The 26,106-nt window shown below is 39.4% G+C and carries 27 protein-coding genes; 23 read left to right on the forward strand and 4 right to left on the reverse strand.

The genetic code is table 11. The features are described from left to right. Positions 1-6: 6 nt before the first annotated feature. The 5 genes from A8F95_RS05015 to gvpU are packed head-to-tail and all read left to right on the forward strand — an operon-like array spanning position 7 to position 2,441. The gene (locus A8F95_RS05015; protein ID WP_065409538.1) at positions 7-282 is read left to right on the forward strand and encodes a gas vesicle protein; all 276 of its coding nucleotides are present in this window, start codon (positions 7-9) and stop codon (positions 280-282) included. After that, on the forward strand, positions 248-532 hold the full coding sequence (locus tag A8F95_RS05020; protein ID WP_065409539.1) for a gas vesicle protein K: 285 nt from the start codon (positions 248-250) through the stop codon (positions 530-532). Before A8F95_RS05015 ends, A8F95_RS05020 begins: the two co-directional genes overlap by 35 nt. A gap of 25 nt (positions 533-557) precedes the next feature. After that, positions 558-890 carry a gas vesicle protein gene (locus A8F95_RS05025; protein WP_065409540.1) on the forward strand — a complete coding sequence of 111 codons (333 nt, stop codon included), beginning with the start codon at positions 558-560 and terminating at the stop codon, positions 888-890. A 14-nt stretch (positions 891-904) separates the two neighbouring features. Beyond that, positions 905-2,038 carry a GvpT/GvpP family gas vesicle accessory protein gene (gene gvpT, locus A8F95_RS05030; RefSeq protein ID WP_065409541.1) on the forward strand — a complete coding sequence of 378 codons (1,134 nt, stop codon included), beginning with the start codon at positions 905-907 and terminating at the stop codon, positions 2,036-2,038. A gap of 1 nt (position 2,039) precedes the next feature. Continuing rightward, complete coding sequence (gvpU, locus tag A8F95_RS05035; RefSeq protein WP_095407437.1) at positions 2,040-2,441, forward strand: gas vesicle accessory protein GvpU; 402 nt, start codon at positions 2,040-2,042, stop codon at positions 2,439-2,441. 93 nt (positions 2,442-2,534) lie between these two features. Here gvpU and A8F95_RS22320 read toward each other — a convergent pair whose 3' ends face one another. After that, positions 2,535-2,693, reverse strand: coding sequence for a hypothetical protein (locus tag A8F95_RS22320; RefSeq protein ID WP_176713624.1), 159 nt, complete (start codon positions 2,691-2,693; stop codon positions 2,535-2,537). A 402-nt stretch (positions 2,694-3,095) separates the two neighbouring features. Here A8F95_RS22320 and A8F95_RS05040 point away from each other — a divergent pair, with 402 nt between their 5' ends. The 4 genes from A8F95_RS05040 to A8F95_RS05055 all read left to right on the forward strand — a co-directional run bounded on the left by A8F95_RS05040 (position 3,096) and on the right by A8F95_RS05055 (position 7,259). Continuing rightward, the gene (locus tag A8F95_RS05040) at positions 3,096-3,836 is read left to right on the forward strand and encodes a GntR family transcriptional regulator (protein WP_065409542.1); all 741 of its coding nucleotides are present in this window, start codon (positions 3,096-3,098) and stop codon (positions 3,834-3,836) included. 339 nt (positions 3,837-4,175) lie between these two features. After that, positions 4,176-4,895 carry a purine-nucleoside phosphorylase gene (gene deoD / locus A8F95_RS05045; protein WP_065409543.1) on the forward strand — a complete coding sequence of 240 codons (720 nt, stop codon included), beginning with the start codon at positions 4,176-4,178 and terminating at the stop codon, positions 4,893-4,895. Positions 4,896-4,945: 50 nt separating this feature from the next. After that, the gene (locus tag A8F95_RS05050; RefSeq protein ID WP_065409587.1) at positions 4,946-6,271 is read left to right on the forward strand and encodes an MFS transporter; all 1,326 of its coding nucleotides are present in this window, start codon (positions 4,946-4,948) and stop codon (positions 6,269-6,271) included. Between the two features lie 199 nt (positions 6,272-6,470). Then, a complete protein-coding gene (locus A8F95_RS05055) occupies positions 6,471-7,259 on the forward strand; it encodes a CPBP family intramembrane glutamic endopeptidase (RefSeq protein ID WP_176713626.1) in 789 nt (262 codons plus the stop codon). Positions 7,260-7,303: 44 nt separating this feature from the next. Here the strand turns inward: A8F95_RS05055 and rluF are convergent, their stop codons facing one another. Continuing rightward, positions 7,304-8,011, reverse strand: a complete 708-nt coding sequence (gene rluF, locus A8F95_RS05060) for a 23S rRNA pseudouridine(2604) synthase RluF (RefSeq protein ID WP_065409545.1) — start codon at positions 8,009-8,011, stop codon at positions 7,304-7,306. A 590-nt stretch (positions 8,012-8,601) separates the two neighbouring features. Here rluF and A8F95_RS05065 point away from each other — a divergent pair. The 3 genes from A8F95_RS05065 (at position 8,602) to A8F95_RS05075 (ending at position 12,487) form a co-directional block, all read left to right on the forward strand. Beyond that, positions 8,602-10,041 carry a GntP family permease gene (locus A8F95_RS05065; protein ID WP_065409546.1) on the forward strand — a complete coding sequence of 480 codons (1,440 nt, stop codon included), beginning with the start codon at positions 8,602-8,604 and terminating at the stop codon, positions 10,039-10,041. A gap of 58 nt (positions 10,042-10,099) precedes the next feature. Beyond that, positions 10,100-10,885 carry a 3-hydroxybutyrate dehydrogenase gene (locus A8F95_RS05070; protein WP_065409547.1) on the forward strand — a complete coding sequence of 262 codons (786 nt, stop codon included), beginning with the start codon at positions 10,100-10,102 and terminating at the stop codon, positions 10,883-10,885. A 165-nt stretch (positions 10,886-11,050) separates the two neighbouring features. After that, a complete protein-coding gene (locus A8F95_RS05075; protein ID WP_065409548.1) occupies positions 11,051-12,487 on the forward strand; it encodes a sigma-54 interaction domain-containing protein in 1,437 nt (478 codons plus the stop codon). Between the two features lie 105 nt (positions 12,488-12,592). Here the strand turns inward: A8F95_RS05075 and A8F95_RS05080 are convergent, their stop codons facing one another. Beyond that, positions 12,593-13,192: an undecaprenyl-diphosphatase gene (locus A8F95_RS05080; protein WP_065409549.1), complete on the reverse strand. Its 600-nt coding sequence runs from the start codon at positions 13,190-13,192 to the stop codon at positions 12,593-12,595. A 294-nt stretch (positions 13,193-13,486) separates the two neighbouring features. On the opposite strand from A8F95_RS05080, the gene A8F95_RS05085 reads away from it, so the two are divergent. Continuing rightward, positions 13,487-14,650, forward strand: coding sequence for an alpha-hydroxy-acid oxidizing protein (locus tag A8F95_RS05085; RefSeq protein WP_065409550.1), 1,164 nt, complete (start codon positions 13,487-13,489; stop codon positions 14,648-14,650). Positions 14,651-14,797: 147 nt separating this feature from the next. On the opposite strand, the gene A8F95_RS23310 is transcribed toward A8F95_RS05085, so the two are convergent. Then, entirely contained in the window at positions 14,798-14,947 is a 150-nt protein-coding gene (locus A8F95_RS23310; RefSeq protein WP_176713627.1) for a hypothetical protein, read from the reverse strand. A 357-nt stretch (positions 14,948-15,304) separates the two neighbouring features. On the opposite strand from A8F95_RS23310, the gene A8F95_RS05090 reads away from it, so the two are divergent. From A8F95_RS05090 to A8F95_RS05125, 10 genes are all read left to right on the forward strand, one after another. After that, a complete protein-coding gene (locus A8F95_RS05090) occupies positions 15,305-16,660 on the forward strand; it encodes a DNA methyltransferase (RefSeq protein WP_077247224.1) in 1,356 nt (451 codons plus the stop codon). Beyond that, on the forward strand, positions 16,650-17,330 hold the full coding sequence (locus A8F95_RS05095) for an SDR family oxidoreductase (RefSeq protein ID WP_065409552.1): 681 nt from the start codon (positions 16,650-16,652) through the stop codon (positions 17,328-17,330). Before A8F95_RS05090 ends, A8F95_RS05095 begins: the two co-directional genes overlap by 11 nt. A gap of 222 nt (positions 17,331-17,552) precedes the next feature. Then, a complete protein-coding gene (locus tag A8F95_RS05100) occupies positions 17,553-19,916 on the forward strand; it encodes a bifunctional diguanylate cyclase/phosphodiesterase (RefSeq protein WP_245671130.1) in 2,364 nt (787 codons plus the stop codon). A gap of 48 nt (positions 19,917-19,964) precedes the next feature. After that, complete coding sequence (locus A8F95_RS05105) at positions 19,965-20,783, forward strand: 6-carboxytetrahydropterin synthase (RefSeq protein ID WP_065409554.1); 819 nt, start codon at positions 19,965-19,967, stop codon at positions 20,781-20,783. A gap of 29 nt (positions 20,784-20,812) precedes the next feature. Then, a complete protein-coding gene (locus A8F95_RS05110) occupies positions 20,813-21,634 on the forward strand; it encodes an alpha/beta fold hydrolase (RefSeq protein ID WP_065409555.1) in 822 nt (273 codons plus the stop codon). A gap of 13 nt (positions 21,635-21,647) precedes the next feature. Then, complete coding sequence (locus tag A8F95_RS05115; protein WP_065409556.1) at positions 21,648-22,634, forward strand: sensor domain-containing diguanylate cyclase; 987 nt, start codon at positions 21,648-21,650, stop codon at positions 22,632-22,634. A 441-nt stretch (positions 22,635-23,075) separates the two neighbouring features. After that, a complete protein-coding gene (gene hprK, locus A8F95_RS05120; protein ID WP_049666822.1) occupies positions 23,076-24,005 on the forward strand; it encodes an HPr(Ser) kinase/phosphatase in 930 nt (309 codons plus the stop codon). A gap of 98 nt (positions 24,006-24,103) precedes the next feature. Then, positions 24,104-24,247 (forward strand): hypothetical protein, encoded by a 144-nt coding sequence (locus A8F95_RS22330; protein ID WP_176713628.1) that lies wholly within the window; start codon positions 24,104-24,106, stop codon positions 24,245-24,247. Between the two features lie 144 nt (positions 24,248-24,391). Next, positions 24,392-24,544 carry a hypothetical protein gene (locus A8F95_RS22335; RefSeq protein ID WP_176713629.1) on the forward strand — a complete coding sequence of 51 codons (153 nt, stop codon included), beginning with the start codon at positions 24,392-24,394 and terminating at the stop codon, positions 24,542-24,544. A 26-nt stretch (positions 24,545-24,570) separates the two neighbouring features. Then, a complete protein-coding gene (locus tag A8F95_RS05125) occupies positions 24,571-26,106 on the forward strand; it encodes an aldehyde dehydrogenase family protein (protein WP_065409557.1) in 1,536 nt (511 codons plus the stop codon).

Raw genomic sequence — 26,106 nt, forward strand, 5'->3', positions numbered from 1 at the left:
AAAAACATGTCATTAAGAGAAACAATAGAAAACAAGGAGATCGCGCTCATTGATATTTTGGATGTCATCCTTGATAAGGGAGTGGCGCTAAAAGCGGATTTGGTCATTTCCATTGCAGGAGTCGACCTGGTTTATCTCGATTTGAGATTATTAATTGCTTCGGTAGAATCTCTTGTTCAGGCTCAGCAGGTAAATGGCAAAACGGTATCTTCAGAACAATTTAATAGAGAGAGGGAGGAGTTGGCTGATGCAACCGGTCAACCAATCGAATGGGAAAATTAACCTTGACCCTGAAAATGCAGAGCATGGATTGGCTCAGCTTGTTTTAACTGTTATTGAGCTGTTGAGACAAATTGTTGAAAGGCATGCCATTAGACGTGTTGAAGGTGGGACTTTGACAGACGAGCAAATTGAAAACCTAGGCGAAGCCTTAATGAATCTTGAAGAAAAAATGGAAGAACTAAAAGAACTTTTCGGACTGAATGATGAGGATCTCAATATTAATCTTGGTCCTTTAGGAAACTTACTTTAAGACAAACGCCAGGGAGGACTTCAAAATGGCGGTAGAACATTCAATGCAGTCCAGCTCGATTGTAGATGTGCTGGAGAAGATATTAGACAAGGGAGTGGTTATTGCAGGGGATATCACCGTAGGAATTGCTGATATTGAACTGTTAACCATTAAAATACGATTGATTGTCGCTTCTGTTGATAAGGCAAAAGAAATTGGCATGGATTGGTGGGAAACAGATCCCTATTTAACTTCAAAAGCCTCGGATCATAATGTCAAAGCTCTTGAAGAAGAAAATAAAGAGCTGCGCGAAAGGCTAGAATCTCTTGAAAAAAATATAGACCAACATCGTTTGGATGCCAGCGAATCTAATTATTGATAGGAGGATTTACAATGGAAAAAACAAAAAAGAAAGAAAGTCAGAATACAACAGCAGCAAATACTCTAAATGATAGTGCAATTAAGCGTTCGATAGCAGGAGGGCTGATTGGAGCAACAGTTGGATATTTAGCGGCTCCTGAGAATAGAAAAAAAATTATGGAGAATATTAGTCCGGATAAGTTAAAAAGTACAGGCATGGATTTAGGTCAAGCTGTTAAAGAAAAGACCATGAAAGCAGCGGATTCTATTAAGGATTCAGCCGGAAATTTATTTAATAAAGAAGACGTTTTAACTGAAGGCTATTCGAATGAACAAGATGAGGCAGCTGAGAATGAAACCTATCTTAAGTCAGATTCCAATAAAAATTCTTCCAATCATAATGATGTATCTCATAAGGAAAGTAAAATTTCTAATGATCAATTAGAAGAGATGCTTCTAAAATTAATTCAAGAAAGAAAAGATCAGAGCCAAGGGCAAAAAGAAGAACACGAAAATAATGAATCAAATAATAAATCTACACCGTCAACCCGATTAAACGATAAACGAGCTGAATCTCAAAGTAAAGAAGCACGCTCTCAATCAGAGGATGAGAATGATAGCAATGAATCACAATCCTATATATCCCAAAATTCATTGAACAATAAAGCAGCACAATCCCACTCAGAAGGCCAAGAGGAGAGTGCTAAAAATGAGACAGACCAACGATCAACTGACAACGATTACGAATCATTAAAGCAAGAGAATGAGCATTTGCAGAATCGTTTAGGAAAAATAGAGGAAATGCTAACAACGCTAATGCAAGAAAAAAGCAATGATCGCCAAGAGTCAACGTCTGAGCAAAAAGACGACGAATTGAAAGAAGAAGATTTACAAGAAAATGAGTCAGCCGGGAAGAAGCAAACTCTAACAGATACGGAAGAGCGATCTAATCAGGACGACAAAGAAGAGAAGTCTGAAGGTGTAACAAGCCAACAAGATGACGAAAAGGAAGAAAAAGAGAAGAAGGAGGGATCAAGTAATACTAAAAAGCAAAGCTCATCTGACAAAACATCAAAACCCGTGAGTCAGGCTGAGGAAGCCTATAATGTTCTTTCAGATGATCAAGACACTTATCTCCTTTTGAATAAATTAAGAAAGGAGATGTAAAATGAGTATGAGATCGGGCGTCATGAAAGACAGCATTCTTGAATTTTTTGTTCAAGCGGCCAATAAATACGATTTTTCCTTAGATATTACATTAAACATAAAGGGAGCAGTTGTTACAGGAACCATCATATCTGCTCAGGAGTATTTCGATAGGCTGAGCAGGTTATTTGAGGATGGTGATGAGGTTGCCCAAATGTTAAGTGAACAGCTTGAAGATGCTGGAGAAGCAGCCCATGCTCAAGATAACGCTGAAGCCTACTTTATCCATATGAAAGACACAAAGGTATATTGCGGTGATAGCAAACCGACACCCTCAAAAGGGGAAATTCTTTGGCGGGGGAAATTAAGCGAAATAGATGGTTTCTTTTTAGGAAAGATATTTGATCATAAGAAAGAAACATAGGTTTTAAATTTATAAAAAAATCCGGCAGGAAGCTTATCGTCCTGCCGGATTTAGTAATGGAGTTTAAATGTTCGGGAGATGAAAGTAAAAGGCCTACACTGCCTCCATCTTCTCCACATCTGTATAATAAATGACCTCAGAAAGGATTTTATATCCATCGATCTTATTGCATTTCTCTTTAGCTTCTTTTTTGCTATCAAATTCGAACATTTGAATACTATCTTCTAAATAAAGGGTTAGCACCCACACCATTATTTCCTCCTTATAAAGTAAAATTGCCTCACTTATTATGCAATAACTATGCCAAAATTTAAAAACTGGAATGCTTTGTTCTTATCAGTCTTTACAATGGATAAACATAGCTAGATTTACCATTAGGGATGAAAATTTTTTTACTTGGTCGTAAATATTTTTATTATTCATATGGCTGCTGAAGTATTAAGAATAAGTTAACTGTTATGTTCTATTTCTGAACGACTTGTGTACGAGAACTTGCAAGCAAACCAACTTTGTCACTGCTTATAGACTATTTTAAAAAACAGGCCCTATAAAGGGCGCTGTTCGTTTGTGTTATAATACCTTTGAGGTATGCTACTATTACTAAATGAATGATACCCCTGTCACTATTTAAGCAGGATATAGGTGTGTGAAGAGATGGAAATGAAGTTTGGCGATATACAAAAAGGAAAAAAGCCCTTGTATACGGTCGTGTATGATCAACTTTTTCAACAGATCATAAATGGCACGTTTCCAGTGGATACGAAGTTACCGGCAGAGCCTGAATTGGCAAAGATGCTGGGTGTAAGCAGAATGACGCTAAGGCAGGCTTTAGCCCTGTTGCAGGATGATGGATTAATCAAAAGCGTTCATGGGAAAGGAAACTTTGTTACAAGGTCGCAAAATATAAAAACAGCGATCGGTTTAGAGAAAATAGGAAACCCCATGTATAAATGTCACACTGAGAAAATTGACAACGTAGAGATGACCCTGCGCCTGGACTTAGAGAGTGAGTATACACAGCAAGTGTTAGGCAGAAAAGCTGCGGCTGTTGTGGCCTTTGAACGATGGTATAAAAGCAAAGATCAAGCTGTCGCCTATTCATTTACCTATATGGCCATTGAAACTGTTTCGGAGATGGGACTAGACTTACAGGATGAAAAGCGGCTGTTAGACATGCTTGAAAAAGAAGTGTATGAACTAGCTGCTTCGACGGTTACAGAAATAAAACGCTCAACGGCTATTCAGTCATCAACAGAAAAGTATCAAATCGTTGGCGCCGAGGAATGTGATTTGTTGTTAGAAAGTGTCTACATCAACGAGTCGTATCCTGTTGTTTATAATAAATACTACATTCCTAAGGAGTATAGTCAAATAAGGATCATTGCTTCTAAATAATGAAGCGCTCGAATTAATAACATATAGAAATTCTAAGAACAGTGCGGTTCCTTTATGGAATAGTACTGTTTTTTTGTTATGCATGTAGTTTTGCATGGACAAGTGTGTACCAAGTAATGAAGACCCTGAAAATACTAGTTGATAAAGGAATAAGGTATGTGGTATTTTTAATTAGTACTTATTAGACAACTATTTATACAACATGTAAAGTTGTATAAATGAGAGGTGTGACTGTCCAGCCTGTCAATATAAAATGAAAGCGCGATCAAGCAGTGTATAGATGGTTGTATGTGGGCAATAATAATTTTTGATATTTTACTGTGAAGAGGAGAGAACATAATGAGCTCAACAGAACATAAAGAAACACCTCATATTAAGCCAAATGGGGCGGAAATTGCGGAAACGATTCTTTTGCCTGGTGATCCATTACGGGCAAAATTTATTGCGGAAACTTATTTAGAGGATGTTATACAATTCAATGAAATTCGCGGCATGCTTGGATTTACGGGAACGTATAAAGGAAAAAGAATTTCTGTTATGGGAACTGGCATGGGGACACCTAGCATGAGCATCTATTCGTGGGAGCTTATTAACGTGTTTGGTGTAAAAAATTTAATCCGCGTCGGTTCTGCTGGTGCCATTCAGGATCATTTAAACTTGTATGATATTGTGTTTGCGATGGGTTCTTCAACGGATTCTAATTATGGCCATCAATATAACCTTCCAGGCCACTATTCTATTACTGCCTCATTTGAGCTATTGGAGAAAGCGAAAAAGGCTGCCGATCAACAAGGTCAGAAGGTCCATGTCGGAAACGTCCTTTCTAGTGATATTTTTTACAATGCGGACCCGACTGCTCTACAAAAATGGAGTGATATGGGAATTTTATGCGCCGAGATGGAATCAGCAGGTCTTTATATGAATGCTGCTCACGCGGGTGTAAATGCACTTTGCATTTTAACAATTAGTGATCATATTTTTAGACACGAGCAGACAACACAAGAAGAAAGACAGACAGCTTTCACGAAGATGATGGAGATTGCTTTAGAGCTTGCTTAAACAACATGAATACACCATTTAGAAGGGAAGTATAGCTATTGGCTACAACAATTGAACATTCAACAGATCATCCTAGCCATCTTGTCAAAAAAGCTGTACCCGTCATCCTATTCTTCTTCGTCTTTGCCTTAATCATTGATAACTCCTTTCGGTTAGTTTCTGTGGAAATTGCCAATGATCTAGGCATTTCAGCTACAACCGTTAGCTGGCAGGCTACATTAGCTGGCCTCGTGATCGGAATTGGAGCGGTTGTATATGCATCCTTGGCTGATACGATTAGCATTCGTACCCTTTTAAGCACAGGGGTTATTTTAATCTGTATCGGCTCTTTAATGGGATTTCTTTTTCAAGAATCCTTTACGATGATTCTCATTTCAAGGATTATTCAGACGGCTGGCTTAGCTTCAGCCGAAACGTTATACGTCATCTACGTAACAAAGCATTTACCTCGTGAGGAACAGAAGAAATTTTTAGGATTAAGCACGAGCAGCTACTCTTTATCACTCGTGATTGGTTCTTTAACGGGCGGATATGTTTCAACCTATTTAGATTGGACAACCTTATTTTTGATTCCTTTGTTAACGCTTCTCATCCTTCCGTTTATTATGAAATATCTGCCGAAGGAAAAAGCAAAAAAGAGTCATGTCGACGTAATCGGCCTCTTTCTAATTGCTGCTATTGCCACTTCGGTGATGCTGTATCTATCAAATTTTAACTGGATTTATATTGTTGTCTTTATCGCTGCAGTCGCCTTATTCCTTGCTTATATTAGTAAGAGTACAAAGTCATTAATCGATATTGCTTTTTTCCAAAATAAACGATTTATTTATACTCTTGCGGTCGCTTTTGTTATTTATACGGTACAGCTAGGCTACATTTTCCTGTTTCCGTTTTTGTTGGAAAAGGTTTATGGTCTAAAACTGGACATGATTTCCTTGCTCCTCATTCCAGGTTATGTAACCGCCGTTATCGTTGGGGGCTTGTCTGGTAAGATTGCAAAGATCTTGAGCAGTAAGCGAGCGATTGTAGCGGCTATGCTTGGTATTGCCATAAGCTTATTGCTGCCATCGTTCCTCGTAGAGAGTTCGGTTGTCGTGTTTGTTCTTTCAATGGTGTTATTCTCAGGTTCTTTTGCCTTCATGTATGCACCACTGCTCGATACGTGCATTAACACAATTCCGAAAGAAAGAGCAGGTACAGCTGTTGGATTTTATAATTTAGTATTAAATGTAGCAGCTGCTATTGGTATAGCTTACACAGCTGCTATGATAGATAAGATTGCATTTAGCCAAGTACTGCTGACTCTTGCCTTTATCGCTCTGGCTTCCCTAGTACTCTTTGGGTTACTAGTCGTTCGATTAACAAAAGCTGAATAACGCTGTTAAGATTTAGAATATTCTCTCCGGAAGAGCTCATGGCTCTTCCGGTTTTTTGTTTTCCGGAAAAATTGAGCAAGCTAAGGCTTGTTCTTCATTAAAAAGATTACACTCCTAATTAAGTTGTGATAATTTTGAACTATAAAGCGTTTTATAACCAATGCTGAAACAAAGAAGGATCATGGTAAAAGGAGAACATATGAAAAAATTAATAATAGGCATGAGCAGCTTTTTGATATTAGATCTATACTTTAATGTGATCACGCATTTTGTTTCCAATACGATCATTCAATTTGTTGGGCTCTTGTTGTTTTTCCCTCTTGCTTCGTCTGTTGGAAAGCTAAATGGGCTTCAAGGGCTGAAAGGAATCGGGTTAGTGTTCCACCACAACTGGCGGAAACATTTTGCTGCCAGTTTTGTCATGGGCTTTGGAGTTTGGCTGCTCATGTATAGTGTTTATGGGTGGATTGGAAAGTTTGAAATAATAGGAATCCAAACAGGCGGAGAGGCTTGGTGGGCGTTAATTCAGGTAATGATCGGATTTTTCCTAGGATCCTTCATCAACGATTTGATTACAAGGGGATTTGTTATCAATATATTGATAGGCAAGTTACCGCCGATGTTTATCGGCATCATAAGTATTTTTGTCTATGCTTTAGACGACTTTTGGAATGGCGATCTCACCATTTTAAATTTTGTTTTTTCTCTTATTCTAGGTTGTTCATTAACCTTTTCTTTCTACAAATCCGGCTCGATTTGGGCGGATACAGGCATTCACTTTGGATTAAATGTTGCTTACGGTTTATTTTACGGATTAATTGGCAAGGCAGGGGGAGGGCTATTATTAATTACAGAGGGAGCTATTAGCCCCATGCTTAATACTTTTATATTACTGTCATTTGCTTCTTTATTATTTTTGCCAGTGTTCTTTTACTATGGGCAAAGCAAGCCTAGTATGTTAGCTAACGAAAAGGCGGAGGAGATATAGAAAAGGGAGGTGGAATAGCTTTTATTATCTCACCTCCCTCTTATTTACCAATCCTTTGGTGTATAGTTCAAGTCTTTAAACAATTGATTGAGCTCTTTCTTAGTTAAGTCTCGCCATTGCCCGATAGGAAGGTCTCCTAAGTGTATATTCATAATTCTAATCCGTTGAAGTCTATAGATCTTATATCCGAGTGCTGCGCACATACGTCGAATTTGTCGATTTAATCCTTGTTTTAAAATAATACGAAATACGTATTTCGAAACCTTTGTTACTTCACAAGGAAGTGTTTTTGTATCTAAAATTTCTACTCCGCTTGCCATCTTTTTCAGGAATTCAGGCGTAATAGGCTTGTCTACCGTTACAATATACTCTTTTTCATGATTGTTTTCAGCACGCAAAATTTCGTTTACGATATCTCCGTCGTTTGTGAGCAGGATTAAGCCATCTGAATCTTTATCGAGCCGGCCAATGTGAAAAATTCTTAAGGGGTGATTGACAAAATCAACGATGTTTCCCTTGATATGTTTCTCGGTTGTGCTCGTAATGCCTACAGGTTTATTTAATGCAATGTAAACGTGATTTTTCTCCATTTGAATAGGCTTTCCATCTATCCGGACGTCATCTCCTGGTTCAACCTGACTCCCTATCTCTGCTAATTTCCCATTAATGGTGACTCTTCCTTCACTAATTAATTTATCTGCTCCTCTTCTAGATGATTTTCCAGACTCGCTAATGAATTTATTAATACGCAATATTGATCACAGCCTTAAGTAAGAATTGTATGCTTAAGAATAACTTAATAACCGATGTGTTTTCAAGAATTTTTCAGCCGCCTAGTCATGCCTAACTGGAGTAAGAAGCCATTCGCCTGGAGAGATGGGGAGGGGACGTCTATCTCTTAATCTGTTCCACCATTTTTGAGGTTCTAACTTAGGGTATATCAATCTTTACAATCTAAACGCAGTTAAGACTTTATTCATTCTGAATGTAATAGGGTGGCTTCACTCAATAAAATGATAAGAGTTTTCCGTTTTTTTGGACTTTTCCGAAGGGTTAGTTCCGTGAAACAGGAATTTTCCGTTTTTTTGGAATCCCTCTTTAGCTCATTAGTAAGAGATTTCCTTTTGCAATAGGAATATTCGTGAGTTTCTTTTGATTGGTACGATAATTGCAATCTAAAGAGAAATAGAGGTAAGCCTGTTTTATAATGATTGAAAGAAATTAACAGGATGATTAGCTTTTGGAGACAGAGGGGGAAATAACATAGAGGCTGCTTTGTAATGTAAACGCTTACTGAGAGGCAGCACTTTATGATTGATCAAACGATACAGGGGGGATTTACATGGATTTGCTAGTTATTTTATTGTCGCTTGGCCTTTTAATCTTTTTTGCTTATCGGGGTTATTCAGTCATTTTGTTTGCGCCTATTTGTGCGCTGCTCGCTGTTTTGCTAATTGCCCCATTGCACGTTTTGCCTTTCTTCTCGGGTGTGTTCATGGAAAAGATGGTTGGATTTATTAAATCTTATTTTGCTGTTTTCCTATTAGGAGCTATTTTTGGGAAGGTTGTAGAGATGTCAGGAATCGCAGAATCGATCGCCAAGACGATTGTGCGTTGGCTTGGAGCCAAACGGGCTATGTTAACGATCGTATTATTAGGGGCGATATTGACGTATAGCGGTGTTAGTTTATTCGTAGCCGTGTTTGCTATCTACCCGTTCGCTGCTCAAATGTTTAGGCAGGCGGATATTCCAAAGAGGCTCATTCCAGGAACAATTGCGCTTGGGGCATTTACATTTACAATGGATGCTTTGCCGGGAACACCGCAGATTCAAAATGTCATTCCCATTTCGTTTTTTAAAACAAATATTTATGCAGCCCCAACGCTTGGCATTATTGGCGGGATTCTTGTGTTAGCTGCAGGCCTGTTTTACTTGGAAACAAGGAGAAAGAAAGCTGAAAAGGCCGGTGAAGGCTATTACGGATTTGAAGCGGAAGAGGCAGCTGCAGTGGAAAACGCTGAGACAAGAGAGGAAAGCACTGGGCTTCCTAATTTAACATCACAACAATCGACAGCTAGACAGGTTTTAGCCTTCGTTCCGCTTCTTCTCGTTGGGGTGACGAATAAGCTGTTTATTACGTATATACCAAAATGGTACCCTAATGGTTTTGACTTTTCGGCTATTGGCTTAAAGGATTATTCAGTAGATGTTGCCACAGTTGCACCTGTTTGGGCGATTATTATGGCCCTGTTAGTGGGTATTGTTTCATCAATAGCGTACGATTGGAAACGGGTTACAAAAGGATTTAAAGAAGGCGTGAACACAGCCATCGGCGGTTCGCTCTTGGCCACTATGAATACCGGGGCGGAATATGGGTTTGGGGGAATTATCGCCGCGCTTCCAGGGTTTGCGAAAATGAGTGATGGGATCTCTAATACGTTCACTAATCCGCTCGTAAATGGAGCGGTGACGACGACTACACTTGCGGGGATGACTGGATCGGCTTCCGGCGGTATGGGCATTGCATTGGGAGCAATGGCTGATAAATACAATCAGGCGATTGCGGCAGCTAATATCCCTCCTGAAGTAATGCATAGAGTAGTCGCCATGGCATCAGGCGGCATGGATACGCTTCCTCATAACGGAGCCGTTATCACACTTCTTGCTGTGACCGGACTGACACACAAACAATCGTATCGAGATATATTTGCTATTACAGTTATCAAGACATTAGCCGTGTTCGTTGTAATTGCCCTTTACACATTTTTTGGCATTGTTTAAATAGGAAGAGGGCGTTTTTGATTACGAAAGTGTTTAAATTTAAGGAGGCAGCGGAAATATGAGCAAAGCATTAACAGGAAAAACAGCATTTATTACGGGATCGGCCAGCGGAATTGGCTTAGAGATTGCCAAGACGTTCGCCGAAGAAGGAGCCAATATCGTTATTTCAGATTTAAACGCTGAAAAAAGTGAACAAGTAGTTTTAGAATTAAAGGAACAAGGATTCACCGCATTGGCCGCTCCGTGTGATGTAACCGATGAGGAAGCTTATAAAAACAGCCTTGAATTGGCACAAAAAACGTTCGGGAAAGTAGATATTTTAGTGAACAATGCAGGAGTTCAATATGTTGCTCCTATTGAAGAGTTTCCTACAGAGAAATTTGAACAGTTAATCAAAGTCATGTTAACGGCGCCTTTCATTGGGATAAAGCATGTATTTCCAGCTATGAAGGAACAGGGCTTTGGCAGAATTATCAATATGGCTTCTATAAATGGCGTTATTGGCTTTGCCGGAAAAGCGGCATACAATAGTGCCAAGCATGGGGTCATTGGTTTGACGAAGGTGGCCGCATTAGAAGGCGCAGAACATGGCATCACGGTCAACGCTTTATGTCCTGGTTATGTAGACACACCGTTAGTCAGGGGGCAATTAAGCGACTTGGCGGAAACAAGAAATGTCAGCTTGGACCGTGCGATTGATGAAGTGTTATTGCCTCTCGTTCCCCAAAAACGGCTGTTAACGGTATCAGAAATCGCTGATTATGCTGTCTTTTTAGCCAGTGACAAAGCGAGAGGAGTGACAGGGCAAGCTGTCGTGCTAGATGGCGGCTACACTGCTCAGTAAAGTGGGAAATGGATAATGTGAATGCAAACTAAAAGTTCAAAGAGAATCCTGTCCGATTGATTGGAATAGGGTTCTCTTATTTGTTGTATAGGAATTATGTTAAGGAAATTTATGGTTGTATTTTTGTTATAATACATACATGAAGGTGAGAAGGGGGGATGTGGAATGAAACGGGCTTTTGAAAAAATTCCGAATAGCTGGTATGAACAAATCATTAATTTATTGGCAGAAAGAGTTGTTGTTGTCGACCGCAACGGCATTATTATCTATATCAATGAGGGGTACTGTGAGTTTATTGGAACGACGGTAGAAGAGGCAGTCAATCGTCCCGTACAGGACGTAATTGAAAACTCACGCATGCATATCGTAGCTAAAACAGGACAAACCGAACTTGCTGCCCTTCAATCGATCAATGGCAGCGAGATGATTGCTAATCGGTTTCCTCTGTTTGAGAATGGGGAAATTGTCGGCGCTTTAGGCAGTGTTATGTTTCGTAACCCTGAAGAGTGGCAGATGTACAAGACAAAAATTCAAAATCTCGTGGAGGAGTTGAATTATTACCAAGCAAGAGCCCAGAGAGACTTGCAAAGTAAATATAACTTTAATGATTTAATTGGAGACAGCCCGGCGTTTCTCTCGGTTAAAAAGCTTGCCCAAAGAATTTCAGGAAGCAATTCTTCGGTTCTATTGATCGGTGAATCTGGTACGGGAAAGGAATTGTTTGCTCATGCGATCCACCATAACAGCATGCGCGCGTCCGGTCCTTTTGTTGCGATTAATTGCTCCTCTATTCCAGAGCACTTGCTGGAATCTGAACTGTTTGGCTACGAGGATGGCGCTTTTACAGGAGCTAAAAAAGGGGGAAAGAAGGGGCAGTTTGAAATGGCCAACAAGGGTACGCTCTTCTTGGATGAAATCGGGGACATGCCTCTCTCTATGCAAAGTAAACTGTTAAGAGTCCTCCAGGAAAAAGAAATTTATCGAGTAGGCGGTCAAAAATCTATCTCTGTTGACGTGCGAATCATTGCAGCTACCCATCGTGACTTAGAAAAGATGGTGAAGAAAGGGGATTTTCGCCAAGATTTATATTACCGCTTAAATGTCATTAAAATTGAAATTCCTCCGCTGAGACAACGAGGGGAAGATATTATCCTTATTTCTAATTGGCTATTAAAAAAGTTAGGAACAAAATTTTACCGTAACAGCATAGAGTTATCGCCGGAAGTGGCGGTGAGATTAACACAACATTCTTGGCCGGGGAACATTCGCGAGTTGGAGAACGTGCTAGAGCGTTCGATTAATGTGCTGGACGGCAAAGTCATTAAGCTGCCTCACCTGCCATTATATTTACGCGATCAGGAAGCCGACATAACAGAAGAAGCTAAAATTAATGTACATGATGAACATCAACCAGCAAACATTCATGAGTTATCTCCGTCCTTGTCAGTTCAGCCTTTAAAAGAAGCAGTTGTTGCTGCTGAAAAACAAGCTATGCAGCGTGCTTTAGCCGTTGCAAAAGGCAATAAGTTAAAAGCAGCAAAGTTATTAGGAATTAGCAAAACCAGCTTTTATGATAAATGCAAATTATATAGTATTAAATAAAAAAGCCAGTATGACTAAAAAGTTAGCAGCTCATGATAGCTGTCTATGTGTAAATGCTCCAGAGTGCTGTCATGAGCAGCTTTTATTCTTAACACTTTGACCTCATTAATAGTTTCTTGAATTGCTTTTTATAGGAAGGATTCTCCGTTCTCCTCTTTCATAAATCACTAACAGCCTCTTAATAAAGCTTAACTTAGGCACTCCCCAATAAGCGAGTACGGCAGTGAAAACACTAATGGCTGCTCCCGCGAAGACATCCGCTGGATAATGAACACCTACCCAAATACGAGAAAAGCCAACTAAAGCAGCTAATAACAGCCACAATGCTCTCCCTCTTTTTTTAAACAGAAAGAAGGTCATACAAAACGAAAAAAATAAAATGGTGTGATCACTCGGAAAGGAGTTATCGACAGCATGCCCAATCAATTTATTCACATTAGCTAGTTCGGCAAATGGCTGATGGTTGGAATGGATCTTTCCAGCAAGCTTTCCTAATACTTCAGCTACAGCCAAAGTAATGGCTCCACAAACAATCATCATTCTATTTGTCTCGCTTCCCATAAACCAAAACAGGATAATGCTTAAGGCTAAGAAAAAGACCATATATTTAGCGGTGAATGTCATAGCAGGGTTTAAGTATGTAAAGTGGTTTCCTAAATTGTTGATCATTCTAAATAGCTCAACATTTATCTCATAAAAATTCACTGGATTGTTCCTCCTTATATCTCATTTTAAAAAATTATATGCCATTCATTGAAAGCAAGAAATTCATCTTTCTTACACCGTTCTTACATTTTTGTAAGGTTTTTCTTGAAATATTGGTCCCTGTTGTTCTTAGTCCTGTCTGAGAATGATGATGACAACGTGCTAAGAGTAAATTTTTTCTCTTCCAACAATATAGTGTAAGGATTTAGGCAATAATACAGAAGGAATATTCAATCTCACTTTGTTGGATAAGTAATATACATCCTGACACATAACTCTAAGGGGAGGACTAGAATGAAGAACTGTGAAGATATTCAGATGAAGTTTTACCAGAGCGGAGATGAAGGGGCAAAGCTTCTGCCGGTTTCGATAAAGGAATGGGAAGAAAGAGCAAGAAAGATACTTGCTGCTGGACCCTTTGACTATGTAAATGGCGGGGCAGGAGCAGGAGATACGATGCGAGCCAACTTAGAAGCTTTTCAAAAATATCAGATCCAGCCAAGGATTTGCCGTAACGTCGAGAAGCGTGATTTAACAATCAAATTGTTTGGAAAATCGATTCCTGTCCCAATTCTACTTGCACCTATTGGGGTGAATTCGATTCTTCACCCAGAGGCTGAACTTGCTCCTGCAAAAGCAGCAGCTAAGTTAGGGGTCCCTTATATTCTCAGCAACGTTTCTACGAAGTCGATGGAGGAAGTGGCTGAAGCAATGGGGGATGCCCTCAGATGGTTCCAACTGTATCCCCCTAAAGATCATGACCTGACAAATAGCTTTTTAAAAAGGGCGGAGAACGCTGGTTATTCGGCGATCGTCGTTACAATCGATTCTACTTTACTCGGCTGGCGAGAGAAGGATTTACATAATGCGTACTTGCCCTTTCTGTCAGGAGAAGGCATGGGGAATTATTTTTCTGATCCTGTCTTTCTTTCAAAATTAGAGGAACCGCCAGAAAAAAATGTGAAAGCGGCAAGCAAGAAGGCGTTAGATGAAGGAAATAATACGGCTTTTACTTGGAAAGAATTAGAGTATATTTGCCAGCAAACTCCGCTACCCGTCTTATTAAAAGGAGTGACTCATCCGGACGATGCGCTGCTTGCGCTAGAACATGGGGTAAAAGGCGTTATTGTCTCTAATCATGGCGGCCGGCAGTTAGATGGAGCCGTCGCTACTTTAGATGTACTCCCTTCTATATGCGAAGCCATTGAAAATAAAATTCCTGTTTTGTTGGACAGCGGGATCAGAAGGGGAGCCGATGTTATGAAAGCGATGGCTCTTGGTGCCTCCGCCGTGCTGATTGGCCGTCCCTATGCTTATGCTCTAGGGGTAGCTGGGGAAATGGGTGTACGGGAAGTGATTGAAAACTTTATTGCACAGACTGAGCTGCAATTAGCTATTTCAGGACGAAGCTCCATCAAAGAGGTAGATCGCCTTCTTGTAACAGATGCTTATCGATAAGATAAAGACAATAAAAAGGAAGTGCATGCATTCATGCACTTCTTTTCCACTTTTCTGTAATAATACTCGTTAATTTATTGTCTCTAAATAAATGTATAAAGAATGTCTTTAGGTTTCAGATTAAAGATCTCTCCCTTAGCCTGCGGTTTACATTGTAAATAGCAAGACCGCTTCCTTCTTTCGAATGCAGCGTCCAAATCCAATACCAACTCTATAACTATCAAGAAGACTGACTGATACGGCACCGACCATACGCGAATTAGCAACTAAACCGTGTATATGTACCGATAATGCCACAAAAATTGAGGAATAGGATCGCAGTGATGCAGCTGTTCTTAATAAACCATGCCCCTAAAAAACCTAAAGCGCGTCAAGATAAAAACGATAGTGACAATAATTCCAGGCCGTTCGAGCATGGTAATGAATAATTCTGGCATAGAATGCCCCCTTTTTGTGACCTTGTCATCCTCCTAAATTCTCTATAAATAATTTTTCTCATTATAACGGTATTTTAAGGGGTTCTCCTAGCTTTTTAGGTAGTTCAAGCCCTGCATACTTAAAAATAGACATAATTCTTTGTTTATCGACAAATAAAAAGAGGTATCGACAATTCGATAAAAAAAGTACAATAAGTATTATTGAATAATTCCTCTTATGGAAAACAGTTTCAATAAAATAGGTTTAAAGACATGGAGGGTTGAATGGATTGTGATATTTGAACCAAATAAAATTAAGGAAAATGGTCTATTTTATGGTGATAATTTGTATATTATGCAAGGGTTAATTAATATAGGTTACAAAGAAAAATTCGACATGATTTATTTTGATGGTCCGTTCAATTCCGGCTGGGTTTTCTCTGTGTTTAATAAGAGGTTAGATGAACGTATTATTGATCCGTGGAATGAGGCTGCCACTATTAAAAACTTCTATCATTCGGATATTTATCGTTCTAATTACCGAGAGAGAATCGCAACTGCTAGAGAGTTACTAAATGAAAAAGGAATCCTTGTTTTTCATACATCACAAAAAGAAGGGCATTATTTAAAAGTGATTTTAGATGAAATATTTGGACCTAATCGGTTTCTTGGAGAAGTCGTTTGGAAGTTTGCGGATAACGCGGTATATAAGAAGTCGCAATTTGGCCTTAATCACGAATCTTTATTTTTTTATGCTAAAACAGATCACTACTTTAAAAAGAAGGACGTTTCTTATTCATCCGTTTGGGATGATGTTGGACAGTATGAACACCTGGGAGAAGAAGATACATTTTATGCTACACAAAAACCTGAAAAACTGATGGAGCGTATTTTAGAAATGACGACAAGTGAAGGAGACTTAGTGGGGGATTTCTATTGCGGAAGCGGCTCTTTATCTTTTACGGCCGAAAAAATGAACCGAAGATGGCTGGCGAGTGATAATTCTCGATTAGCTATCCAGACTGCAGCGAGCAGAATAGGCACATTAGGGGTTGATGTGACGGTGCATCAGCTAGTTGAGGAGTTTAATAGAACATATCTTCAAGGAAATGAATATACGAAAAAAACGAAAATCCCATTTTCCTTAAATGAACTTCAAGGATTAAAGAACGAGCTGGGGAACACACCTGTTACGGTGCAAGCATATGAGTATACTCCTGAAATAGATTTGCTTGAAAATCAACATATTACATTTCAATTAATTATGCCTTCCATAACGCCTGAAGGAATTGATGCTACGGCTCCAGCTATCGTCCCAAGGCCCGTACCATTGGTAACCGAAAGTGGCTGCGAGCTCATTATTGACAATCCATTAAATTGGATTTTGTACCATATTGTCCATGGGGAAATTGAAGAAAACCAGTATGTTTTCGATTTTGCTGTGTTACAGCAAAGAGCTCATGGTGTTGATTTAAAAGTCATGGGTAATTGGATTGATAGGATGAAAGAATATAGTGAGTACTATCTATTAACAGATATTTTTGGCTATATTTACAAAGTAACCAAGCAAAAAGAGGTGCAATATGAGAGATAAAGTTGCTGTTGTTGTAGGTGGGTTAAAAGGGATTGGCGAAGGAATTAGCCGTAATCTTGCGAAACAAGGTTTCATCACCTATGCGACGACCCGGGAGAAAGAAGTAAACAGTGGTGTGAAAAATGTGATCCCTCTGCAAATGAACATCATGGATGAAGAAGAAATAAAGAACGCTTTTAACAGGATCGGTGAACAGCATGAAGCTATAGACGTGCTAGTTAACAATGCAGGCATTGGTTACTTTAAGGCATTTGAAGAGTTTACTCCCAAGGAATGGGAAGCTGTTTTTCAAACGAATGTGTTTGGTTTGTTTCACTGCATCCAAAATGCCTTCCCGTTACTGGAGAAGGAAGGAGGGCGCATCATTAATATTAGTTCTATCGCAACGAAAAGGAGTTTGCCATTGAATTCTATATATGCGGCTTCTAAACAAGCACTGAGCGGCTTAGGCAGTGTTTTGGCAGAAGAATGGTATAAACATAATATTTTCACTACAAATATTCAATTAGGTGCAACATACACGGATATTTGGAAAGGTGTCGAAGGATTTTCTCCTGAAGATATGCTGCATGTTAATGATGTAGCACGTGTAGTGTCATTTGTGGCTGCTACTCCACTTCATGTTCGGATGGATGAAATCACCTTAACTCCTCCAAAGGGTGTATTGTAATCACTATAAAAAACAACCTGCATTGGGGGAGAGAGTTTGTCTCTGAAGAAAAAATTATCATTCATTTTTTCTACGATAGTCACGTTCATACTCATTTTAAACAATATATTATCCTATTACTATACGAGAGACCTGTTAATCAAAGATCAAGAAAAACAGATGGAACTCTTAGTAAAGGAAATTAGTATAGCCATTAACCATTCACAATTTGGAGTAGAGTCTTTGGAGAATGCAATAGGGGAAAAGCTTCGTGCCGCAGCCATTGCGGCGCAGAATGCGCTTGATCCCGATATAAATAAAGTGACGAATGAACAACTTGTAGAGCTTAGCAAAAAGCTCGATGTTTCCTATATAACCCTGCTAGTGAAAGAAAAAGGAGACATCGTAGGAGTCAAGTCTTCTGATCCGCAAGAGAGAAATTTAAGTACTAAAGAATGGGGATATTGGTATACCGCATTTCAACAGCTATTTTCTAATAAAAATGTCACAATTCCTCAGGGTCAAAAATTATCAAATTATTGGTCAGGCCCTATGAATGTCTCTGCCTCAAATCCTGACCATGTTGATAAATGGGGATACTATTATGATGGCACAACAAACTATATCATCAGTCCCTATATGAGGGACAAACAGATTATGGACTTTGAAGAACACATTGGTCCTGACGCTATCGTGAAGAAAACATTAAGCAACAACAAGAGTTTACTGAATATTACTGGATTTAACCCAAACACCTTTGGCCTTCCGCCAGTTTATACAGAACAGAACGGAAAGAAATTTATTGAACTAGAAAATAAGGCCATTCAATTTGGCGAATACGAGTATAAAGATAAAAACGTAGATGTTTCAGCTGTCAGAAAAGCAATGAAAACGGGTAAACCAATTAGTGTACAGAGCACAGTGAATGGTAAAAAAGTCCTTAAGAGCTTTATTCCTGTTTCTGCTCAAAATCCTTATGTAATTGGAATCGTAACAGATTATAAGGTAATTCAAGATGTACTGAACAAGCAGTTATTGAATAACCTCATCATTTCGATTGCTATTTTAGCACTAGTTTTTATTGTTAGTTACTTTTTATCTAGGTATATTGTCAGTCCTATTAATCAAATTTTACTAAAAGTTGACGAAATTGCCAAGGGAAATTTTGGGGAACAGGTGATAATTGAACGTCGTGACGAATTAGGGGCGCTTGCTAATCAAGTGAATGTCATGTCGTTGAATTTGTTGGATCATACCGACGAGCTTAAGAAAAAAAATGAAGAAATCCAATATCACGCTTATTACGATTTTTTGACTGGTCTTCCAAACTTGCGCTTTTTTAATAAAACGGCATTAGAGTTAGCGAATTCAAACGATAAGGAAACGATGGCATTTTTATTCCTCGATTTGGACAGGTTTAAATTCATTAATGATTTACTTGGACATTCCGCAGGGGACGCTATTTTAAGAGCTGTCACGAATCGTATTTCTTCCCTTCTTAAAGAAGGAGAGATGATGTCACGTATTGGTGGAGATGAATTCATTTTGCTTCTGCCTAACACTAGCTGTAAGGAAGCGAATGACAGGGCACAAACTATTTTAAAAGAATTAGAAAAGCCCTTCATTTATGAAGGAAATGAACTGTTTATCACATCAAGTATCGGAATCAGTATGTATCCGACAGATGGTAAACACGTTGAAGATGTGATTAAAAATGCTGATATGGCCATGTATCGTGCTAAAGAACAGGGGAGAAACAATCTTCAATTCTATACAGCTGATATGAATGATTGGATTCAAAGAAGAGCGATTTTAGAAAAAGGTATGCGTCAGGCGTTGGAGCATGATGAGTTTACTTTGTATTACCAGCCTAAGGTTGATATAAATACCGGAAAAATAACTGGAAGTGAAGCCTTGATTCGCTGGAGACACCCGCAATTGGGTATGATTTCCCCTCAAGAATTTATTCCGCTAGCTGAAGAAACTGGATTAATTGTTTCAGTAGGAGAGTGGGTATTGCGCACAGCGTGCAAACAAAGCCTAGAATGGCAAAGGCTAGGCCTGCCTAAAATGGGTGTATCAGTGAACCTTTCTCCGCGACAATTTCAACAAGCGAACTTAGTAGAAATCGTTAGCAAGATATTAAAGGAAACGGGACTTGCACCGGAATATTTAGAACTGGAAATTACAGAGACAATCGCTATGTACAATGAATCCTATGTGATTGCCAAGCTGAAGGCGCTAAAAGATCTAGGGGTCAAGATTGCAATCGATGACTTTGGAACAGGATATTCTTCGCTAAGCTATCTTAAGAAGTTCCCGTTCCATACTTTAAAGATCGACAAGTCCTTTATTCAAGATATAGAGGAAGGCTCTGATGATAATAAAATTATTACGACCATTATCGCGATGGCTCATAATCTGAAGGTCAACGTTATCGCAGAAGGCGTAGAAACAGCTGAACAGCTTCAATTCCTTCAACAGCAACAATGCAATGAAGTACAGGGCTATCTATTTAGCAAGCCTTTATCGGTAGAAGAGTTTTATAAGGCATTTAGTGAGATACAAGAAGCTGCACTCACTAAGATAAACAGAAAAAGCGAATAGTAAGAGAGCCTATATTGATCAATTCTTGCACCAGGGAGAGATGAAATCTTGATTTTACTAACAAGAAAAGTGGAGTTTTCAGCAGCTCATAGTTATCGGATTGATACTTGGGATGAAGAAACAAATAGAAAAGCATTTGGTTTATGCAGCAACCCTAACGGCCACGGGCATGATTATACATTAGAAGTAACGGTCAAAGGAGACCTTAATTCTTCATCAGGCATCGTAGTGAATATTACGGATGTTGATAGAATAGTAAAGAGCGTAGTTTTAGAGGAGTTAGACGGAAAATTTTTAAACCGGGAACATTCTTTTTTTAAAGAACACATTCCAACAACGGAAAATATTGTGAATTATATATGGAATGAATTGAAAGATAGATTTAATGGCTGTAAACTTGATAGAATAATATTGCACGAGAATCCATTTTTGTTCTCTCAAAAAGGGGAAAATTCAATGATTCAATTAACAAGAAAATATCATTTTTCGGCTGCACATAGATTGCACAGTGATCAGCTATCTGATGAAGAAAATAAAGAGATTTTTGGAAAGTGCAACAACCCGAACGGACATGGGCATAACTATGTTCTTGAAGTAACGGTAGAAGGAGAAATTGATCCTGTAACCGGAATGATTATAAACCTGGCTCAACTCGACGAAATAGTAGATGAAACCATCATACAAAAATTCGATCACAAACATCTTAATCTTGATACTGAGGAATTTAATGGATTGAATCCAACAGCCGAGGTTATGACTATAGTCTTCTGGGAATTGCTGCAATCACGTTTGCCAAGTTTATCGAAAGTAGGGCTTTGGGAGACGGCTAAAAATTATTTTGAGTATGGCGGTCCAGTAGAAGAATAAGAAATATGAACATTAGGGGATTTTATTAAATGGAAAATATTCTTGTTCGTAATAATGTAAAAGTTTTTGGTCAAGGGGAAAAGACAATTGTTTTTGGGCACGGCTTTGGATGCGATCAAAATATGTGGCGGTTTGTTGCCCCTCAATTTGAAAAAGAATATCGAGTCGTGCTATTCGATTATGTGGGTTCAGGAAAGTCAGATTTAACGGCCTATTCTTATGAAAGATATGGAACCATTGAAGGATATGTAAAGGATTTGCTAGAGGTTATGGAAGCCTTAAATGCAGGCAAAGTGATATTTGTAGGACACTCTATCAGTTCCATGATAGGAATGATGGCTTCCATTCAAAGACCGGAGTATTTTGAATGCTTGATTATGGTCGGGCCATCTCCCCGGTATTTAAATGACGAATCTGGTTATTATGGAGGCTTTGAACGAGAAGATGTCGAAGAATTATTGGATATGATGGAGATGAACTTTGTGGGCTGGGCAAGTTATCTTGCCCCTCTTGCACTGAATAATCCAGACCGCCCTCTTCTTACTAAAGAGTTAGAGACAAGCTTTTGCTCAACGGACCCAGCTGTTACTCGCAAGTTTGCCGAAGTCACTTTTTTCTCCGATCATAGGGAGGATTTAGCAAAAGCAGAAACACCGTCTCTTATTTTACAATGCTCGGAAGATAGTATTGTTCCTGTAGGAGTAGGAAAATACTTAGAGAGTCATCTTAAAAATAGCACGTTTCGTTTAATGGAGGCCAAAGGACATTACCCGCATTTAAGTCACCCCGAAGAGACAGTCCGCCTTATAAAAGAGTATCTTTCAAGCTTTAAAGAGGATTATGTCGATTGAGAGGGTGTATTAAATGGATGAACGGCTAGACCGTGCTCCTTGTGGATATATGACTATCAATAGTCAAGGAATTATAAGCTATGTCAATCAAACGTTTCTTGATATGGGTGGTTACAGTAGAGACGATCTTATGAATCACCATATTGAGTCGATTATGTCCATGGCGAATAAATTTCTGTTTCACACATACTTTTACCCATTTATCCAATTATATGGTCACGTGGATGAAATGTATTTAACATTGAAATCCAGCAAAGGGGAGAGCATTCCTGTTCTTTTAAATGGGAAAAGCTATGAAGGGAATGAAGCAGAGAAAATAGAATGTGTTTTTGTAAAGATGACCCGGCGGATTGATTACGAGAAAGAAATCCGCAATGCAAAGAGAGAAATAGAGGAAGCTTACCGAATTAAAGATGAGGCGCTTGAGAAATTAGAGGCATTGCATCGTGATGTTGAAAGAAAGCAAGAAGAGCTTATGAGGTTAAATGCTAAATTAGAGAGTCTGGCAGTCACAGATACCTTAACTGGATTAAAAAATAGGCGTTATTTTATTGAAAAGCTAGATTCGCATATTGACCATTTTTTTCTTTCTAAAACTCCTTTTTCTCTTCTAATTATGGATATCGATCATTTTAAAAAAGTGAATGATACGTATGGTCATCTGACTGGGGATCAAGTTTTACGAGAATTTGCCCGGATTCTCGAGGCCAATTCAAAAGAAAGTGATACTGTAGCCCGTTATGGTGGAGAAGAATTTATTATTCTTTTGCCAGAAATGAATGAAATGCAATCAAAACAGGCAGCTGAAAGACTGCGGAAGATTGTTGAAGAGGCTCCGTGGAGCAGCTGTCCCGTAACGATAAGCGTCGGTGCGGCTACTTTCACAGAGCATGATACGAATATTTCTATATTGGCTAAAGCAGATGAGGCTCTATATACATCTAAGTCTAACGGACGAAATCGCGTTACGCATTCAGCTGATTTAGACGGAAGCTCTTAATGTAGATAAATAGAAGGATTCTTTATTCTTCCATCGTATAGTCGCAGTCATTTTCACTAAAAAATTCAATATGCTACATTGTTAGTCCTAGGCATACTGTTAACTTGTGCCTAGGGCTTCTTTATGTTCTAGGTAAATAATTGGAAAATAAATTAAAAACAGAATGTTAAGGAGTATTTTCCGATATAATGTAATTATTCAGTAAACTGGTAAATACTAAGTGGTAATCACTATCTAGTAATCCAAGTATCACTAAATAGGCATGATGAGACTCTTTCATCATATAAAGGTTAACATTTATTGAACAAAGTCAACTTATGCAATAATCATGCCATTATTATGTTAAATTAGAGTGTAATGCTAAGAGGCTAGGAAAAAAACAGACTGCTGATTTAGTCTATCAGGTTTTTAAAGAGATTAAGCAAGGAGAGAGTGTTCATGATGAAATCCATTACGGTTGGAGATATAGTCCGTAGATTTTCATTAGAGGTATTAGCCGGAGAGGATCAGCTGCATCGGAAGATTGAAAAGTCCCCAACTCAGCGTCCGGGACTGGAGTTTATTGATTACTTTGATTTTTTTCCAAGTGGACACGTTCAGGTGCTCGGCAACAATGAAATAAACTACCTACATAGATTGAGCGACAGCGAAAGCAAGCTGCGGATCGGCAATATTGTGAAATACCATCCCCCTTGCATTATTGTCACTGCTCATGAAGAGGAATTAATGTACTTGCCGCAGTATTGCACAGAGGAAAAGATTCCTTTGTTGCGCACGGATCAATCCACTTATGAATTCGTTGGAAAATTAGATGCTTATTTGACGAAGACGTTGGCACAGGAAATTGCCGTACATGGCGTTTGTGTAAATGTTTCGGGAATTGGCATTTTGCTGCGGGGGAAATCGGGAGTTGGAAAGAGCGAAACCGCCCACACACTGATTGGCCGCGGGCACCGATTGGTTGCGGATGATATCGTAGTACTCAAGAAGCTAAGTCCGCAAACGCTGCTCGGTACTCATGATGAAAAGAACAAGGAATTCCTCGCGTTGCGCAGTGTTGGTTTGTTGAATGTCGTCCGTTTATATGGACGAAAGGCTTTTCAGGAAGAGACGCGGATCGCGCTTGATATTGAGCTGACAAAGTGGCAGAACAATACGTTAAATAACGAACTGGAAGTTGAAACGAAGTTCACAGAATACATGGGTGTTCGTGTTCCTCACATTCAAATTCAGCTTCAGCCGGGCCGTGATGTAGCTGGATTAATTGAAGCGGCAGCAAATAACTGGTATTTGCAGCAGCAAGGGTACAGTGCTGCAGAAGAATTCATGAAACGAATTGAATCCGAGTTTTCCGATTCTGATAAAGAATGACCACTTATGGATAAGCAAAAGACAGACACGACCTCTTTGGGTACGGCCTGTCTTTTTTTGTAATGAGTGAATGCCATTTTGATGGGCCTTATTTTATCATGAGATTTTTAGATAAGTTTGCGAGGTTACCGATTCCTTTCCTTGGAAAAGGAGAGGGAGGATTTAACTTAGTTCCGGTTGATTACATTGTAAGTGCCGCTTGCTTTTTAGTAATGGACCCGCGAGGCGAAAATAAGGTCTAGCCTTTAACAGATCCGAGCCTTTATAAAGCAAAGGATGTCTATCGATTCATTTATGAAACGCTAATAGGTCAAACATCCAATATATGATTCCGCTATTTATTGTTTCTTCCTTGCTATTGGAGGTAGATCCCGGCAGAAAAAGAGATGATTCAGTATTTTCGATTGAAAACAGAGTATGACCGTCCAGAAGCGATAAGAGAGTTAAAAGGTGCCGGCATTCAGTGTCCAGACTTTGCCGATTATGTTCCAGCTGCTGTACAATTTTATCAGAAGCATCGAAAAGTCACGATAAGATGATTGTGGTTCATTAAGGAGGAACAGACATGATATGGACGGTGAAAAGTCCGGCAACAAAGAAGGTAATTGGCACACTAGACGAGACGCCTTTAGAGAGAGCCGAAGACCTATATGACAACGCGAATAAAGCCTTTTTAACTTGGTCTGGCTTGTCAATTTCCGAAAGGGTTCATTTCCTTCAAAAGCTAAGGCTTTCTATTGTGGAACAGTTAGACGATATCGTGAAAGTCATTCATGATTCCACTGGAAAAGTTGCTGTTGAAGCTTTAACAACGGAAGTAATGACCGTTGTAGATTCTATTTCACATATTGAAAAGAGGGCGGCAGCGGCGTTGAAAACAAGAAAAGTAAAAACGCCTATTACGTTTATTGGAAAATCCTCTTACATTGAATATAAGCCGCGGGGAACAGTATTAGTCATCTCTCCGTGGAATTTTCCGTTTCAGCTTTCGATGATTCCGATTGTGGAAGCGCTCGTTGCGGGAAATGCAGTTATTTTAAAGCCATCGGAAATTACCCCGATGGTGGGAGTACTGATTGAACAGTTATTTGAACAAGCTGGTTTTCCCGCTGGTCTATTGCAAGTTGCCCATGGCGGCAAGGAACTAGGCGCAGCCCTCGTAAAAGGAAAGCCTGACTTTATTCACTTTACGGGTTCTGTCCGAACAGGAAAAATTATTCAAGCAGAAGCAGCCAAACAATTGATCCCGACTTTGTTGGAACTTGGCGGCAAAGATCCGATGATTGTTTGCGCCGATGCCAATATGGAAAGAGCTGTACAAGGAGCTATTTGGGGAGCTTTTACAAATAGCGGCCAAGTGTGTATGTCAGTTGAACGAGTGTATGTGGACAAGTCCATCTATCAAAAGTTTGTCGATCGTTTAGTTCAGGAAACACAAGCTTTAAAGCAAGGGATAGCTGCTGACAGCGATATTGGTTCGATGACTTTCCCTCAACAAACCGCCATCATTAAAGCGCATGTAAAGGACGCGCTCGAAAAAGGGGCAGAATTGATTGCCGGTGACCATCCTGATCAATGGAAGGATGGTCAAATGTTTATCGAGCCTATGATATTAACGAAGGTTGATCATGGAATGGCGATTATGCAAGAAGAAACATTTGGTCCGGTGCTGCCGGTTATGCCCTTTGAGACAGAAGAGGAAGCCATTGCTTTAGCGAATGATACCCGCTTTGGCTTGAATGCCAGCGTTTGGACGGCTGACCTGGATCGGGGGAAACGGATTGTCTCCCGGCTCATATCGGGAAATGCTGTGATCAACGATGTCATTATCACCGTAGCCAATCCTTATCTTCCTTATGGAGGAGCAAAAGAGGGCGGGATCGGCGCTTACCATGGAGATGTGGGTATGCAGAATTTTTGTGTGCAGACCGCTGTTATGGTGGACAAGGGCCATAAGAAAAAAGAAGTGAACTGGTACCCTTATGAAGGAAAGTATGAAGCATTTGTCAAACTCATTCGCAGCTTTTGGGGTGAAAAAAGGGATTGGGGTCAATTTTTATCGGCATATAAAAAACTTTTGAAGATTGGAAACAAAAAATAG

Source organism: Pseudobacillus wudalianchiensis (genome assembly GCF_001685015.1).
Classification (GTDB): domain Bacteria; phylum Bacillota; class Bacilli; order Bacillales; family Domibacillaceae; genus Pseudobacillus; species Pseudobacillus wudalianchiensis.

What these genes read in the sequence shown, in the direction of transcription:
- A8F95_RS05085 (WP_065409550.1), top strand. Translation starts at nt 13,487, where the DNA reads ATGAAGAACTGTGAAGATATTCAGATGAAGTTTTACCAGAGCGGAGAT.
- gvpU (WP_095407437.1), top strand. Translation starts at nt 2,040, where the DNA reads ATGAGTATGAGATCGGGCGTCATGAAAGACAGCATTCTTGAATTTTTT.
- A8F95_RS22335 (WP_176713629.1), top strand. Translation starts at nt 24,392, where the DNA reads ATGATTCAGTATTTTCGATTGAAAACAGAGTATGACCGTCCAGAAGCG.
- A8F95_RS05115 (WP_065409556.1), top strand. Translation starts at nt 21,648, where the DNA reads ATGGATGAACGGCTAGACCGTGCTCCTTGTGGATATATGACTATCAAT.
- deoD (WP_065409543.1), top strand. Translation starts at nt 4,176, where the DNA reads ATGAGCTCAACAGAACATAAAGAAACACCTCATATTAAGCCAAATGGG.
- A8F95_RS05090 (WP_077247224.1), top strand. Translation starts at nt 15,305, where the DNA reads ATGGAAAACAGTTTCAATAAAATAGGTTTAAAGACATGGAGGGTTGAA.
- A8F95_RS05075 (WP_065409548.1), top strand. Translation starts at nt 11,051, where the DNA reads ATGAAACGGGCTTTTGAAAAAATTCCGAATAGCTGGTATGAACAAATC.
- gvpT (WP_065409541.1), top strand. Translation starts at nt 905, where the DNA reads ATGGAAAAAACAAAAAAGAAAGAAAGTCAGAATACAACAGCAGCAAAT.
- A8F95_RS05040 (WP_065409542.1), top strand. Translation starts at nt 3,096, where the DNA reads ATGGAAATGAAGTTTGGCGATATACAAAAAGGAAAAAAGCCCTTGTAT.
- A8F95_RS05025 (WP_065409540.1), top strand. Translation starts at nt 558, where the DNA reads ATGGCGGTAGAACATTCAATGCAGTCCAGCTCGATTGTAGATGTGCTG.
- A8F95_RS05125 (WP_065409557.1), top strand. Translation starts at nt 24,571, where the DNA reads ATGATATGGACGGTGAAAAGTCCGGCAACAAAGAAGGTAATTGGCACA.
- A8F95_RS05020 (WP_065409539.1), top strand. Translation starts at nt 248, where the DNA reads ATGCAACCGGTCAACCAATCGAATGGGAAAATTAACCTTGACCCTGAA.
- A8F95_RS05015 (WP_065409538.1), top strand. Translation starts at nt 7, where the DNA reads ATGTCATTAAGAGAAACAATAGAAAACAAGGAGATCGCGCTCATTGAT.
- A8F95_RS05110 (WP_065409555.1), top strand. Translation starts at nt 20,813, where the DNA reads ATGGAAAATATTCTTGTTCGTAATAATGTAAAAGTTTTTGGTCAAGGG.
- A8F95_RS05070 (WP_065409547.1), top strand. Translation starts at nt 10,100, where the DNA reads ATGAGCAAAGCATTAACAGGAAAAACAGCATTTATTACGGGATCGGCC.
- hprK (WP_049666822.1), top strand. Translation starts at nt 23,076, where the DNA reads ATGAAATCCATTACGGTTGGAGATATAGTCCGTAGATTTTCATTAGAG.
- A8F95_RS05065 (WP_065409546.1), top strand. Translation starts at nt 8,602, where the DNA reads ATGGATTTGCTAGTTATTTTATTGTCGCTTGGCCTTTTAATCTTTTTT.
- A8F95_RS05095 (WP_065409552.1), top strand. Translation starts at nt 16,650, where the DNA reads ATGAGAGATAAAGTTGCTGTTGTTGTAGGTGGGTTAAAAGGGATTGGC.
- A8F95_RS05055 (WP_176713626.1), top strand. Translation starts at nt 6,471, where the DNA reads ATGAAAAAATTAATAATAGGCATGAGCAGCTTTTTGATATTAGATCTA.
- A8F95_RS22330 (WP_176713628.1), top strand. Translation starts at nt 24,104, where the DNA reads ATGAGATTTTTAGATAAGTTTGCGAGGTTACCGATTCCTTTCCTTGGA.
- A8F95_RS22320 (WP_176713624.1), bottom strand. Translation starts at nt 2,693, where the DNA reads ATGGTGTGGGTGCTAACCCTTTATTTAGAAGATAGTATTCAAATGTTC.